The organism is Massilia sp. CFBP 13721, assembly GCF_014842025.1.
Lineage (GTDB): Bacteria > Pseudomonadota > Gammaproteobacteria > Burkholderiales > Burkholderiaceae_D > Telluria.
On record NZ_JACYUY010000013.1, the window covers coordinates 1 to 13,196 of the forward strand.

Annotated in this window: 15 protein-coding genes; 10 read left to right on the forward strand and 5 right to left on the reverse strand. The window is 65.4% G+C overall.

What is annotated here, in order from left to right:
- Both IFT60_RS13915 and IFT60_RS13920 read left to right on the forward strand, forming a co-directional pair.
- A partial coding sequence (locus IFT60_RS13915; protein WP_192052579.1) for a hypothetical protein occupies positions 1–181 on the forward strand: 181 nt, incomplete at its 5' end.
- A gap of 2 nt (positions 182–183) precedes the next feature.
- Positions 184–603, forward strand: coding sequence for a DUF1801 domain-containing protein (locus IFT60_RS13920; RefSeq protein ID WP_192052580.1), 420 nt, complete (start codon positions 184–186; stop codon positions 601–603).
- Here the strand turns inward: IFT60_RS13920 and IFT60_RS13925 are convergent.
- From IFT60_RS13925 to paaX, 5 genes are all read right to left on the reverse strand, one after another.
- On the reverse strand, positions 600–2,324 hold the full coding sequence (locus IFT60_RS13925) for a response regulator (protein WP_192052581.1): 1,725 nt from the start codon (positions 2,322–2,324) through the stop codon (positions 600–602). The genes IFT60_RS13920 and IFT60_RS13925 overlap by 4 nt on opposite strands.
- Positions 2,311–3,777: an ATPase domain-containing protein gene (locus tag IFT60_RS13930; RefSeq protein ID WP_229510869.1), complete on the reverse strand. Its 1,467-nt coding sequence runs from the start codon at positions 3,775–3,777 to the stop codon at positions 2,311–2,313. The genes IFT60_RS13925 and IFT60_RS13930 overlap by 14 nt, the downstream gene beginning before the upstream one ends.
- Positions 3,778–3,963: 186 nt before the next feature.
- Positions 3,964–4,197: a hypothetical protein gene (locus IFT60_RS13935; protein ID WP_192052583.1), complete on the reverse strand. Its 234-nt coding sequence runs from the start codon at positions 4,195–4,197 to the stop codon at positions 3,964–3,966.
- Positions 4,198–4,259: 62 nt separating this feature from the next.
- The gene (locus IFT60_RS13940; RefSeq protein ID WP_192052584.1) at positions 4,260–5,393 is read right to left on the reverse strand and encodes a M14 family metallopeptidase; all 1,134 of its coding nucleotides are present in this window, start codon (positions 5,391–5,393) and stop codon (positions 4,260–4,262) included.
- Positions 5,394–5,557: 164 nt separating this feature from the next.
- Positions 5,558–6,487, reverse strand: coding sequence for a phenylacetic acid degradation operon negative regulatory protein PaaX (paaX, locus tag IFT60_RS13945; RefSeq protein WP_192052585.1), 930 nt, complete (start codon positions 6,485–6,487; stop codon positions 5,558–5,560).
- Positions 6,488–6,593: 106 nt separating this feature from the next.
- Here paaX and paaA point away from each other — a divergent pair, with 106 nt between their 5' ends.
- The 8 genes from paaA to paaI all read left to right on the forward strand — a co-directional run bounded on the left by paaA (position 6,594) and on the right by paaI (position 13,169).
- Positions 6,594–7,583: a 1,2-phenylacetyl-CoA epoxidase subunit PaaA gene (gene paaA, locus IFT60_RS13950; protein ID WP_192052586.1), complete on the forward strand. Its 990-nt coding sequence runs from the start codon at positions 6,594–6,596 to the stop codon at positions 7,581–7,583.
- A gap of 114 nt (positions 7,584–7,697) precedes the next feature.
- The gene (gene paaB / locus IFT60_RS13955; protein ID WP_192052587.1) at positions 7,698–7,982 is read left to right on the forward strand and encodes a 1,2-phenylacetyl-CoA epoxidase subunit PaaB; all 285 of its coding nucleotides are present in this window, start codon (positions 7,698–7,700) and stop codon (positions 7,980–7,982) included.
- 11 nt (positions 7,983–7,993) lie between these two features.
- Entirely contained in the window at positions 7,994–8,746 is a 753-nt protein-coding gene (paaC, locus tag IFT60_RS13960; protein ID WP_192052588.1) for a 1,2-phenylacetyl-CoA epoxidase subunit PaaC, read from the forward strand.
- The gene (gene paaD / locus IFT60_RS13965) at positions 8,746–9,264 is read left to right on the forward strand and encodes a 1,2-phenylacetyl-CoA epoxidase subunit PaaD (protein ID WP_192052589.1); all 519 of its coding nucleotides are present in this window, start codon (positions 8,746–8,748) and stop codon (positions 9,262–9,264) included. The genes paaC and paaD overlap by 1 nt, the downstream gene beginning before the upstream one ends.
- A gap of 10 nt (positions 9,265–9,274) precedes the next feature.
- Positions 9,275–10,351: a 1,2-phenylacetyl-CoA epoxidase subunit PaaE gene (gene paaE, locus IFT60_RS13970; RefSeq protein WP_192052590.1), complete on the forward strand. Its 1,077-nt coding sequence runs from the start codon at positions 9,275–9,277 to the stop codon at positions 10,349–10,351.
- A 22-nt stretch (positions 10,352–10,373) separates the two neighbouring features.
- Positions 10,374–11,165 (forward strand): 2-(1,2-epoxy-1,2-dihydrophenyl)acetyl-CoA isomerase PaaG, encoded by a 792-nt coding sequence (paaG, locus tag IFT60_RS13975; protein WP_192052591.1) that lies wholly within the window; start codon positions 10,374–10,376, stop codon positions 11,163–11,165.
- 2 nt (positions 11,166–11,167) lie between these two features.
- Positions 11,168–12,730 carry a 3-hydroxyacyl-CoA dehydrogenase PaaH gene (gene paaH / locus IFT60_RS13980; protein ID WP_192052592.1) on the forward strand — a complete coding sequence of 521 codons (1,563 nt, stop codon included), beginning with the start codon at positions 11,168–11,170 and terminating at the stop codon, positions 12,728–12,730.
- Complete coding sequence (gene paaI / locus IFT60_RS13985) at positions 12,723–13,169, forward strand: hydroxyphenylacetyl-CoA thioesterase PaaI (protein WP_192052593.1); 447 nt, start codon at positions 12,723–12,725, stop codon at positions 13,167–13,169. The genes paaH and paaI overlap by 8 nt, the downstream gene beginning before the upstream one ends.
- Positions 13,170–13,196: the final 27 nt, after the last annotated feature.

Genomic DNA, 13,196 nt, shown 5'->3' on the forward strand with positions numbered 1-13,196 from the left:
CCTCGACCTGGTGGCATCGGTCGAACTGTCGCCCCAGTCCGACCTGCTCAGTTCGGCCGACGAAAAGCGCGTGTACGTCAGCTGCCTGGCGCACGACAAGACGGTGATCGCCACCGTGCACTTCGATACCGTCGAAGATGCGCACGCGTGGATCGAAAAGAACCTGGGCGTGCAGCTGTAAGCATGGCCAACAAGACGCTGCCGACTCCGGCCGATGCGCATGGCTATCTCGCGGCCATCGACGACCCGGTGCGGCGCGCCGACTGCCAGGCGCTGGCCGCCCTGATGGAGCGGATCACCGGCGCGCCGCCCGTCATGTGGGGCGCCAGCATCGTCGGCTGCGGCAGCTACCACTACCGCTACGCCAGCGGCCGCGAAGGCGACGCCCCGCTGGCCGGCTTCGCGCCGCGCAAGGGCGACATCAGCATCTACCTCAGCTGCGACCTGGAAGCGCGCGCCGACCTGCTGGCGCAACTCGGCCGCCACAAGATCGGCAAGGCTTGCCTGTACGTGCGCAGGCTCGACGAGATCGATATGGCCGTGCTCGAACAGCTGGTGCGCGAATCGGTCGCCGCTACCGAAGCGCTGTACGGCACATCCTAATTGGCCGCCGTTTCGCCTTCCACCTTCTGCAAGGCGCGCTCCACGATCGCCGCCAGCTCGTTCAACTGGAATGGTTTACGCAGCAGCATGTCGTCCCCGATCACCTGTTCGATCGCCTTCATGTCGGCATAGCCGGTGGCGATGATCATCGGCACGCCGGGCAGTTCCGCACGTGCGCGCAGCACCAGTTCGGCGCCGGTCATGCCCGGCATCAGGTAGTCGGTGATGATCAGGCCGGGCCGGGCGCGCCGCAGTTCCAGCAGGGCCGCTTCGGCGTGGGGCGCCTGCGCCACCGTGTGGCCGAGGGCCTCCAGTGATTCGACCATCGATTCGCGCACGAAGTCGTCGTCTTCGACCACCAGGATGCGCACGCCCGGACGTGGGGAGGCGGCAACCGCCGCCGCTGCCGCCGGCAGCGTGTCGGCGCCGCTGCCCGCCGCGCGCAGCCAGATCTCGACCGTGGTGCCGACGCCCTGTTCGCTCAGGATGCGCGCCGCGCCGCCCGACTGCTGCGCCATGCCGTAGACCTGGGACAGGCCAAGTCCCGTTCCCTTGCCGACGCCCTTGGTGGTGAAGAAGGGTTCGAACACGCGCGCCGCCACTTCCGGCGGCATGCCGGCGCCGCTGTCGGTCACCGCGATGCGGACGTAGTCGCCAGGCGGCAGCAAACCGCTCGGCGGCGTGGCGGCGCCCGCATGAAAGCGCAGCTGGCCGCCGCCATCCATGGCGTCGCGCGCGTTGATCGCCAGGTTCAGCAGCGCCATCTCCATCTGGTTCATGTCGGCCATGATGCTGGTCGATGGGTCCGCGATCTCGAACGACAGGCGGATGCTGGCGCCGAGCGAGGTCGTGACCAGTTCGCGCACGCCCTCGAACAGCGTACCGACGTCGAGCGGGCGCAGGTCGAGGCTCTGGTTGCGCGAAAAGGCGAGCAGCTGGCTGGTGAGCTTGCCGCCGCGCTGGCAGGCCCGTCTCGCCACCTCGGCGCGCTTTTTCGCGGCCTCGTCCTTCGACATCAGGAGGATCAGGTCCATGCTGCCCTGGACCACGTTCAGGAGGTTGTTGAAATCGTGGGCGATGCCGCCGGTGAGGCGGCCGATCGCTTCCATCTTTTGCAGCTGCACCATCGCCGCCTGCACCCGTTCGCGCTCGATGACTTCGTTCATCAGGCGATCGTTGGCCTGCGCCAGCGCGCGCGTGCGCTCGTCGATGCGCGCTTCCAGCGTTTCGTTCAGGTGCACCAGCGCCTGCTGGCTGTGGCGCAGGCTGGCGGCGGTGCGCTCGCGGTCGAGCAGCACGTCGCGCGCCTGGTACTGGCGCCGGCGCGCGCGCAACACCGAGGTCGCGGCGCTGCGCAGCGTTTGCGCGTTCAGCGGGCGCTCGAGCAGGATCACGTTGCCGAGCTCTCCCAGGCGCGTACGGGCGCCGTCGGCCGGCACGCCGACACTGCGGTTGAGCAGCACGACGAAGGGAAAGTCCGACCAGTGCGGCTGGGCTTCGAGCCAGGCGCGCAGGGGCGCGGTGTCGGCGCCTTGCAGCGCTTCCTCGGCAACGATCGCCGCACCGGCGCCTGCGGCAATGCTGGCGGTGAAGTTGCCGACGCTGTCGACCGTGGCGCAGCCGAAACCGTCGCGCGTCAACATCGCGCACATGACCTGCGCATCGCGCCCGTGCGGCGCAAAGATCAGGATGCGCTCCTCGAAGGCGTCAGCCGGCTGCATGCGGACCCGGTACCATCATCGGGGTCGAGCCGCGATAGCTCGGCAGGCCGGTGAGCACGCCGTCGAAGCCTTCGAGCGGCTCGCCAACACGCACGCCTTCCTGGCCGAGCTGCAGTTCGTGGATGGTCAGCGCGTGGTTGGCGGTGCGGCTCTTGATGACGGTGATGGCGCGGCGCAGGCGCCCGCTCGATTCGAAGAAGCGCAGCAGCACCGTGGTGTCGGCCAGGTAGCTCAGGTCGACGTCGCTGTGCACGTCGCCGATCAGGCCGTGCTGCCCGAGCACCAGCAGCGTGGTCACGCCTTGCTGGTTCAGGTAGGAGAGCAGTTCGTGCATCTGCAGCGTCAGGTACTGCTCGCCCGGCATCGCCTGCAAGTAGGCGTTCAGGCTGTCGATGCCGATGAAGGAAACGCCATGCTGCTCGACCGCGTCGCGCAGCATTTGCGCGAATTCACCCGGCGAGAGCTCGGCCGGGTCGATGTGGTGCAGGCGCAGCCGGCCACTGTCGACGAAGGGGCGCAAGTCCATGCCGAGCGCCTGGCTGCGGGCGAAGAAGGTGCCCAGGCCTTCATCGAACAGGTAGAACGAGGCCGTCTCCCCGCGTTCGAGTGCGGACAGCAGGCAGCGCGCCACCATGGTCGTCTTGCCGATCCCGGACGGACCGACGATCAGGGTGTTGGTACCGCTCACCAGGCCGCCGCCGAGCAGCTTGTCGAAGCCGCTCGACCCGGTCGAGTGCAGGGTCGGCGTGAAGTCGAGCACATGTTCGGCCGCGACCAGGCGCGGATACATCGTGATGCCGCCGGTGTCGAGCGTGTAGTCGTGGTAGCCGCCGCGGAAGCGGATGCCGCGCATCTTGATGATGTTGACACGGCGCCGTTCCTTGCCGAATTCCTTGGCGATCTGTTCCAGGCTGATGACGCCGTGGGCGATGCTGTGCAGGTGCTGGTCGGTCGAGCTGGTCTTGTCGTCGAGGAGCAGCACGGTGCAGGCATGCGTGGTAAAGAACTGCTTCAGCGCCAGGATCTGGCGCCGGTAGCGCAGCGGGTTCTGGGCCAGCAGGCGCATCTCCGACAGGCTGTCGAACACCACGCGCAGCGGTTGCACGCGGTCGACTTCGTCCATCACGTTGCGGGTGGTCTCGCCGAGTTCGATTTCGGACGGGTGGAAGATCGATTGTTGGGCGTCGATGTCGAGCGACATGTCGCTGGCCAGTTCGTACAGCGACAGCGCATCGAGCGACCAGCCGTGGCTGGCGGCGACGGCTTTCAGTTCGTCGGTCGTCTCGGACAGGGTGATGTACAGGCCATGTTCGCCCTTCGCCAGGCCGTCGAGCAGGAACTGCAGGCCGAGCGTGGTTTTACCCGCGCCGGGCGAGCCTTCCACCAGGTAGATGCGCCGTGGTGTCAGGCCGCCTCCGAGGATGTCGTCGAGGCCGGCGATGCCGGTCGACATCCGGGGTGGTGGAATGGACTCTGCGGTGCGAAGGGATGCTGGGGAAGTCATGAATACGGCCTATGAGTGGCCGGGGCGCCGTTGCAGGGGCCGGCCGGGTTGGGGTGCGTTGCCGTCGTGCGCGGCAGTGCTGATGACGTAATTATAGTGCCAGTTTGCGCCGTTTTATCGTACGGCCGGGCACATTCAGGCCGCCTCGATGCGGCTCAGGCGCTGGCCGTAGATGCCCCAGGTGACGTCGGCGCCATCGACCTGGGCACGCAGGACCCAGCCGGTGCCGAACTTCTCGACCGTGACCGGCGCTTCGATTTCCTTGGCCACCTTGGCGGCCCAACCCTCGGCCGCGCCGCGGCCTTTAAACAGTTCCTGGCCGTTGTAGACCACGGTGGCGTCGAAGACGGAGGCGGAGAAGATGCTCATGATTCTGCTTTCAAAGGTAAAACGCCCCGGCTGGCGGGGCGTTGGTGCATGTTATACGTCGCTTACTTCAGGGCGCGGATCGATTGCAGCACCGGCTGCAGCACTGCGGCGCCGAGGCGGGCGCTGCGCGCACCGTCCCAGCCCACCTGCGGGTCGGGGTCGTTGGCGTTGTCCTTGAACGGCAGTTCGAGCGTCAGCGACAGGCAGCCGAAGGCGTGCGTGATGTGGGGCGAACCCATGGTCAGCGTCTCTTCGGTATACGGCGACTCGCCGTAGCCGTGGACGTCCTGGAAGTCGGGGCTGGCGATCATGAAGTTGTCGCTGAAGCGTTTTTGCGCTTCCGCCTGCTCGGGCGTGAAGGTCGGCAGCGATTCGCTGCCGGCCACGAACACATAGGGCAGGCCTTCGTCGCCGTGCACGTCCAGGCACAGGTCGACGCCGGTTTCATGCATCTTCTGCTTGACCAGGAAGACTTCCGGGCTGCGTTCCATCGATGGGTTGAGCCACTCGCGATTGAGGTTGGCGCCGGCCGCGTTGGTACGCAGGTTGCCGCGCACCGAGCCGTCCGGGTTCATGTTCGGGACTACGTAGAACACGGTTTCCTTCAACAGCTGGCGTCCGAACGGGTGCGCCGGATCGAGCAATGCATCGAGCATGCCTTCGACGAACCATTCCGCCATCGTCTCACCCGGGTGCTGGCGTGCGATGACCCAGACCTTCTTCTTGCCTTCGCCCGGCTCGCCGATGACCAGCATGTTCAGGTCGCGGCCATCGACGGTCGAACCCAGGTCGAGCATGCGCACGTTCTCGCTCATCTGCGCGCGGTCGAGCAGTTCCAGGTGGCGCTCCCACGAATACGGCTCGAAATAGGCGTAATACACGCTGTCCATGCCCGGCGTGTGGTTGATCGTCATCACCTGGCCGTCGAAGGTGGTCGGCACGCGGAACCAGTTGATGCGGTCGTAGCTGGCCATCGCCTGGTAGTCTTCCCAGCCGGCCGGATAGGCGGCCTGGCCGGCGTTCAGGAAGCGGATGGTGCACGGCTCGCCCGCCGCGCCCTGCAGGCGGAAGTAGAACCACTGGATGATGTCGGCGTGCGAATCCTTGCGGATGTTCAGGTCGATGGCGTTGGCGCTGGTGGCGTTCACGATCTCGATGGCGCCAGCGTCGAACTGGCTGCTGATCTTGATAGACATGGTGTGTCCCGTAGAAGAGGCGTAAAGCCGAGATGATACTCGGTTTCGGGGCGGGTTTGAGGGCGCATCCGCTCATGGGGTGTGACGCGTGGAGTCGGGACTCCACCCTACGGTTATCGCAGTTCGTAGGGTGGAGTCCCGACTCCACCGGGGGCCACGTCCGCTCAGCCGCGCAATCCGCCAAACCGCCCATAAAACGCTTCATCGGCGGAAGGCGCCTCCGCATCCTCGCGCCGCAACACGGCATCGATATGCACCTCGGCCGGCACCGCCACCATCCGGTACACCTCGCGCGCCACCGCATACGCATCCGACCCCGGCCACGGATCGGGCAGCAGTTCGATCGGCAGCATCGGATCGTGCAGCTGCAGCCGCCGGTAGGCGTGGATCAGCAGCGAACGAATCGCGAACGCATCCGCCGGCGCCACCGGCGGCGCCTCGCGCAGCAAAGCCAGCAGCGGCGTGAACTGCGCGATGAAATCGACGTAACTGCGCGCCACCGCCGTCAAATCCCAGCCTTCGCCCACAAGTTCCTGCAAGGGGCGCGAGCCGACGTCGGGCAGCTCGGCCGCACTGACCACGAATACCTTGTCGCGCGCGCCGGTGCGTCCGAGCGCATCGAGCAAGCCTTCGGGATCGGCGCCGGGATGCGCCAGCACGCCCGGGCCCAGCATGGCAAAACCTTCCCACTCAAGTTCCTTGCGCACGGCGGTGCGCAGGTCGGCGTCGATGCTGCCGTTCGGGGCGAGCACCAGGGTCCAGCGTCCGTCCCAGTGCAGCCCGGGAGGCGCATAGATGCGGCGGTTGGCGCGCTGGAAGCGCGGCAGCGATTGCGGATCGAAGGCATAGCGGCTGCGCCGGCCCTCGCGGCTGGCAGTCAGCCAGCCTTCCTGCACGAGCCGGAATACGCTGGTGCGCACCAGGCGGTCGGTTACGCCGAGCGGGGCCAGCAATTCGATCAGGCTGCCCAGCCAGGCCGCGCCGCCGTGGGGCGCGATGGCGTCCCCCATCACCGTCATCACCAGGGATTTCGAGCGCAGCGATTCACGAGCGAGCGCATCGGTTATCCATTCGGTGCAGGTTAGTTGTTTCATGTAATCCCGTCTGCTTTTTTTACCCAACATGATTCAAAATTTCGGTGTACATCTCGTTTTCTGTATCGTATTATTGTTGGACGATGTTTGCAATGGGAGACTGACCATGTACGCGCAACTGGTAGAAACGGGCCTGAAAAAGGTCCAGACGGCAGAAGACATGAGTGCGGAAGAGCAGGCCTTCCAGGCCCGCATCGACGCCGGTGTGAAAATCGAAGCGAAGGACTGGATGCCGGATGCGTACCGCAAGACGCTGGTACGGCAGATCTCCCAGCACGCGCACTCCGAAATCGTTGGCCAGCTGCCCGAGGGCAACTGGGTGACGCGCGCACCGACATTGAAACGCAAATCGGTGCTGCTGGCGAAAATCCAGGACGAAGCCGGGCACGGCCTGTACCTGTACAGCGCCGCCGAAACCCTGGGCGTGTCGCGCGACGAACTCCTGGCCGCGCTGCACTCCGGTAAAGCGAAATATTCGAGCATCTTCAATTATCCGACCCTGAGCTGGGCCGACATGGGCGCGATCGGCTGGCTGGTCGACGGCTCGGCGATCATCAACCAGATCCCGCTGTGCCGCTGCTCGTACGGTCCGTATGCGCGCGCCATGATCCGCGTCTGCAAGGAGGAGTCCTTCCATGCGCGCCAGGGCTACGACGTCATGATGAGCCTGGCCAAAGGCACGCCGGAACAGAAGGCGATGGCGCAGGATGCGCTCAATCGCTGGTGGTGGCCGTCGCTCATGATGTTCGGCCCGTCGGACGCCGAATCGGTGAACAGCGCGCAGTCGAGCAAATGGCGCATCAAGCTGTTCTCGAACGACGAACTGCGCCAGCGCATGGTCGACCAGACCGTGCCGCAAGCCGAATACCTCGGCCTGACGATTCCCGACCCGGATTTGAAATTCAACGAGGCCACCGGCCACTACGAATTCGGCGAGATCGACTGGAGCGAATTCAACAACGTCCTCAAGGGCAACGGCCCCTGCAACCGCGAACGCCTGCGCACGCGCGTCAAAGCCTGGGACGACGGCGAATGGTTCCGCGACGCCCTGGTCGCCCACGCCGACAAGCAAGCCGCAAAGAAGGCTGCCGCCTAAATCTGATTCCCGGGACCGTTGCGTAACGTAGGGTGGGCTCTCGAGCCCACGCGTTACGCACGCCCCGGAACTCCGCGGCCGTGAATAAACATCGAAACACCGGAGACAAAAACCATGAGCAAAGAATGGCCCCTGTGGGAAGTATTCATCCGCAGCCAGCACGGCCTCGCCCACAAGCACGTCGGCAGCCTGCACGCCCCTGACGCCGAAATGGCGATCAACAATGCGCGTGACGTCTACACGCGCCGCAACGAAGGCGTCTCGATCTGGGTCGTGCGCGCGATGGACATCGTCGCCTCCAGCCCGTCCGACAAGGAAGCCCTGTTCGAGCCGGCCAACAGCAAGGTGTACCGCCACCCGACCTTCTTCCCGATGCCGGAAGAAGTCAAGAACCTGTGAGCGCGGCAGCCATGGACGCGAAAATTGAATACTTACTTCGCCAGGGCGATAACGCCCTGATCCTCTCGCAGCAGCTCAGCCAACTGTGCGGCAAAGGCCCGGCGCTGGAAGAAGACATGGCGCTGACCAACGTCGCCCTCGACCTGCTGGGCCAGACGCGCATGTGGCTGACCTACGCCGGCGAACTGGAGGGGCAGGGCCGCGACGAAGACAAGCTTGCCTTCCACCGCGACGCCCATGACTACCGCAACGTCCTGCTGGTCGAGCAGCCCAACGGCAGCTATGCCGAAACGATGGTGCGCCAGTTCCTGTTCGATACCTGGCACTACTTCCTGATGCAGGGCCTGCTGAAGTCAAGCGACCCGCGCATCGCCGAGATTGCCGAAAAGTCGTTCAAGGAAGTGACTTACCACCTGCGCCGCAGCGGCGATCTGGTGGTGCGCCTGGGCGACGGCAGCGACATCAGCCACGCGAAGATGCAGGCGGCGCTGGACGACCTCTGGATGTACAGCGGCGAAGTGTTTATCTACGACGCGGTCGACAACGCGATGGTCGAGCAGGGCATCGCCCCGCCGGCCGACGGCTTGCGCGCCGCCTTCCTCGAGCACGTGAGCGAGATCTTGGCGGAAGCTACCTTGAGCATGCCATCGCCCGACGCCTGGATGCAGCGCGGCGGCAAGGCCGGCCGCCACAGCGAGCACCTCGGCTTCATCCTGGCCGAGATGCAGTTCCTGCAGCGTGCCTATCCCGGGGCGGAGTGGTAATGATGTCCCAGGCCGCCACGCTCGAACAGGTCTGGTCCTGGCTGGGCGAGGTGCCGGACCCCGAGATCCCGGTGATCTCGGTGGTCGACCTCGGCATCGTGCGCGACGTCGCTTATGAGGGCGACGAAGTCGTGGTGACGATCACGCCGACCTATTCCGGCTGCCCGGCGATGCAGGTCATCAGCGAAGCCGTCACCGAGGCCCTGCATGCGCACGGACTCGACAAGGTAAAACTGGTCAGCCGCCTGTCTCCCGCCTGGACCACCGACTGGATGAGCGAGACCGGCAAGGCGGCCTTGAAGGGCTATGGCATTGCGCCGCCGGTGCAGCAGGCGATCGACATCAGCGGCTTGCGCGGCGGTGTCAAACGCGGCGCTTTTGTCGAACCCGAAGTGACTTGCCCGAACTGCGGTAGCAAGCACACGCAATTGACCAGCCAGTTCGGCTCGACTCCGTGCAAGGCGCTCTACAAATGCCTCGATTGCCGCGAACCCTTCGATTACTTCAAGTGCCACTAGAAGAACAGACATGAGCAAATTCTATCCACTCACCGTGGCCAAGGTGAAGCACGAAACGCGCGACGCGGTCGCCGTCACCTTCGCCGTGCCGCCCGAACTGAAACAAACCTTCGCCTACCAGCAGGGCCAGCACCTGACCCTGCGCGCCATGATCGACGGCGAAGACGTGCGCCGCTCGTACTCCATCTGCTCGGCCGTGCAGGACGAGCAGCTGCGCGTGGCGATCAAGAAGACGCCCGGCGGCCTGTTCTCGAACTGGGCCAACGACAGCCTGCAGCCAGGCGCCACGCTCGACGTGATGCCGCCGATGGGCCACTTCAACGTGCCGCTCGATCCGAACAGCGAACGTCACTACCTGGCATTCGCCGCCGGCAGCGGCATCACGCCGATCCTGTCGATCATCAAGACCACCTTGCTGGCCGAGCCGAAGAGCCGCTTCACCCTCGTCTACGGCAACCGCGCTTCCTCGTCGGTCATCTTCCGCGACGAGCTGACCGACCTGAAGGACGTCTACATGGGCCGCCTGAAACTGGTCTACGTGATGAGCCGCGAGCAGCAGGACATCGAACTCTTCAACGGCCGCATCACCGGCGAGAAGTGCAGCGCCTTCCTCAAAAGCTGGATCGACGCCCAGGATATCGACGTCGCCTTTATCTGCGGCCCGGAAGACATGATGCATGGCGTGTCGAAGTCCTTGCAGGACGCCGGCATGGCCAAGGAAAAGATCCGCATCGAGCTGTTCGCCGCCAGCATCCCCAAGCACGAGCACAAGCCGCGCCCGGTGGTCGAAGGCGCCCGTCACCAGACCGAAGTCACCGTGATCATGGACGGCAGCGCCGCCAGTTTTACGATGGACAAGGACAAGGAATCGATCCTCGACGCCGGCCTGCGCGCCGGCATCGACATGCGCTACTCGTGCAAGGGCGGCGTCTGCTCGACCTGCCGCTGCAAGGTCGTCGAGGGCAATGTGGAGATGGACGTGAACTACGCACTGGAAGACTACGAAGTCGCGCGCGGCTTTGTCCTGAGCTGCCAGGCTTTCCCGATCACCGACAACGTGATCGTCGATTTCGACCAGCACGAATAAACAATACGGGAGGAGACACCCCATGAGCTACGAATCGATCCTGTTCACCATCAACGACGGCGTCGCCGTCCTGACCTTGAACCGCCCCGACCGCCTGAACAGCTTTACCCAGGCCATGCACGGGGAGGTACGCGACGCCCTCGACAAACTGCAGGCCGACAAATCGGTACGCGTGCTGGTGCTGACCGGCGCCGGCCGCGGCTTTTGCGCCGGCCAGGACTTGGGCGATCGCGCCGTCGCACCGGGCGCGCCAGGCGTCGACCTGGGCGAATCGGTCGAAAAATTCTATGCGCCGCTGGTCATAACCCTGCGTTCGCTGCCGATGCCGGTCATCTGCGCCGTCAACGGCGTGGCCGCCGGCGCCGGCGCCAACCTGGCCCTAGCCTGCGACATCGTGCTGGCCGCAAAGTCCGCCAGTTTCATCGAAGCCTTCTGCAAGCTCGGCCTGATCCCGGACACCGGCGGCACCTGGCATCTGCCGCGCCTGATCGGCATGGCGCGCGCCACCGGTCTCGCCATGCTGGGCGAAAAACTCTCGGCCGAAAGGGCGGAAGAGTGGGGCCTGATCTGGCGCAGCGTGCCGGATGAAGCGCTGATGGAAGAAGCGCTGGCCATGGCCACGCACTTCGCCAGCGCGCCGACCAAAGGACTCGCGTTTACGAAGAAAGCACTGCAGGCCAGCTACGCCAACACGCTGCCCGACCAGCTGAAGCTGGAAGGCGAGATGATGCGCGAACTCGGCTACAGCCACGATTACCGCGAGGGCGTCGCCGCCTTTATCGCCAAGCGCCCGGCGCAGTTCAAGGGAGAATAGGCATGGAGGGTCTGGCAAGGGGCAGCATCGTCGCCGTGATCGGCAGCGGCGCCATGGGAGCAGGCATCGCCCAGGTGGCGGCCGCCAGCGGCCACGAGGTGCGCCTGTTCGATACGCGGCCCGATGCGGCAAGCAAGGCGATCGACGCGATCGGCAAGGTTTTTACCAAGCTGGTCGACAAGGGCCGCATGGGCGCGGCGGAAGCGGATCTCGCGCGCGAGCGCCTGCAGGCGGTCGGCTCGCTCGCCGAAGTCAAGGAGGCGGCGCTGGTGGTGGAAGCCATCGTCGAACACCTCGACGCCAAGCGCGCCCTGTTCGCCGAACTGGAAGGCATCGTCGACGCGCGCTGCATCCTGGCGACGAATACTTCCTCGATTTCGGTCACGGCGATCGGCGCCCAACTGCGCCATCCCGAACGCCTGGTCGGCATGCATTTCTTTAATCCGGTGCCGCTGATGGCGCTGGTCGAAGTGGTGAGCGGCCTGGCGACCGACAAGCAGGTTGCCGACACCGTCTACGCCACCGCCCACGCCTGGGGCAAGGACCCGGTGCATGCGAAGTCGACGCCCGGCTTCATCGTCAACCGCGTGGCCCGTCCCTACTACGCCGAGGCGCTGCGCCTGCTGCAGGAAGGCGCGGCCGATGCGCCGACGCTGGACGCGGTCATGCGCGACTGCGGCGGTTTCCGCATGGGTCCCTTCGAGCTGATGGACCTGATCGGCCACGACGTGAATTTCTCGGTCACGCAATCGGTGCACGCGGCCTATTTCGGCGACCCGCGCTTTACCCCATCGGTGTTGCAGCAGGAACTGGTGAATGCCGGTTTCCTCGGCCGTAAATCGGGCCGCGGTTTCTATCGCTACGGCGACGATGTCGTCACGCCGGCCGTGCCAACCGAGCCGCAAGCGGTGCGCCCGCACACGGTCGGCATCAGTGTCGCGCGCGAAGTCACGCGTAGCGTACTGACGCCGATGGAAGCACGGTTGACGGACGCCGGCTTGAGCGTCGCCCACCGCGAACCGCTGGCGGGCGCCGAAAAGCACGAGGCGCCGGCCCTGCACACGAACGGCGTCGCGATTTTTCTCAGCGATGGCCGCAGCGCCACCGAGCGCGCCGCCGCCAACCACCACCCGAACACCGTGGTGTATGACCTGCTGTTCGACGTCGCCCGGGCCACGCGCATCGCGCTGGCGCGCGCCGATCAATGCAGCGAGGAAGCCTGGCAAGCAGCGGTCGGCCTGTTCCAGGCGGCCGGTTTCACGGTCACGCGTATCGACGACGTGCCCGGCATGATCGTCATGCGCACCGTCGCCATGCTCGCCAACGAAGCGGCCGATGCCGTCAACCAGGGCGTATGCAGCGCCGGCGCGGTCGACATCGCCATGCAGAAGGGCGTGAACTATCCGCGTGGACCGCTGGCCTGGGCGGACAGCGTTGGCATTGGCCACATCGTCACCGTGCTTGCGAACCTCGCCGCCACCTATGGCGAAGACCGTTACCGGGTCTCGCCGCTATTGCGCCGCAAGCTCGCGGCCAATCCATCCGGAGCACGTTTCCATGCTTAGTACCCAATTGAGCAATCCGCAAGCCCTGGCCGAACTGGCCGGCAAGACCATGTACGAACGCGACCCGGCCAGCCAGGCGCTGGGCATGACGCTCGACGAAATCCGTCCCGGCTACGCGCGCATGAGCATGCGCGTGCGCGCCGACATGCTCAACGGGCATGCCACCTGCCACGGCGGCTTCATCTTCATGCTGGCCGACAGCGCCTTTGCCTTCGCCTGCAATTCGCACAATTTCAACACCGTCGGCGCCGGCTGCACGATCGACTACCTGGCGCCGGGGCGCGAAGGCGACCTGCTGGTTGCCGAAGCGGTCGAGCAGGCACTGGCCGGCAAAACCGGCGTCTACGACGTCACGGTGAAAAACGAAGAAGGGCGCACGATCGCCCTGTTCCGCGGCAAGTCGCACCGCGTGAGCGGGATGGTGGCGAACGTCGACTAAGTCTATAGCTATAGCTGAACTAAGGAG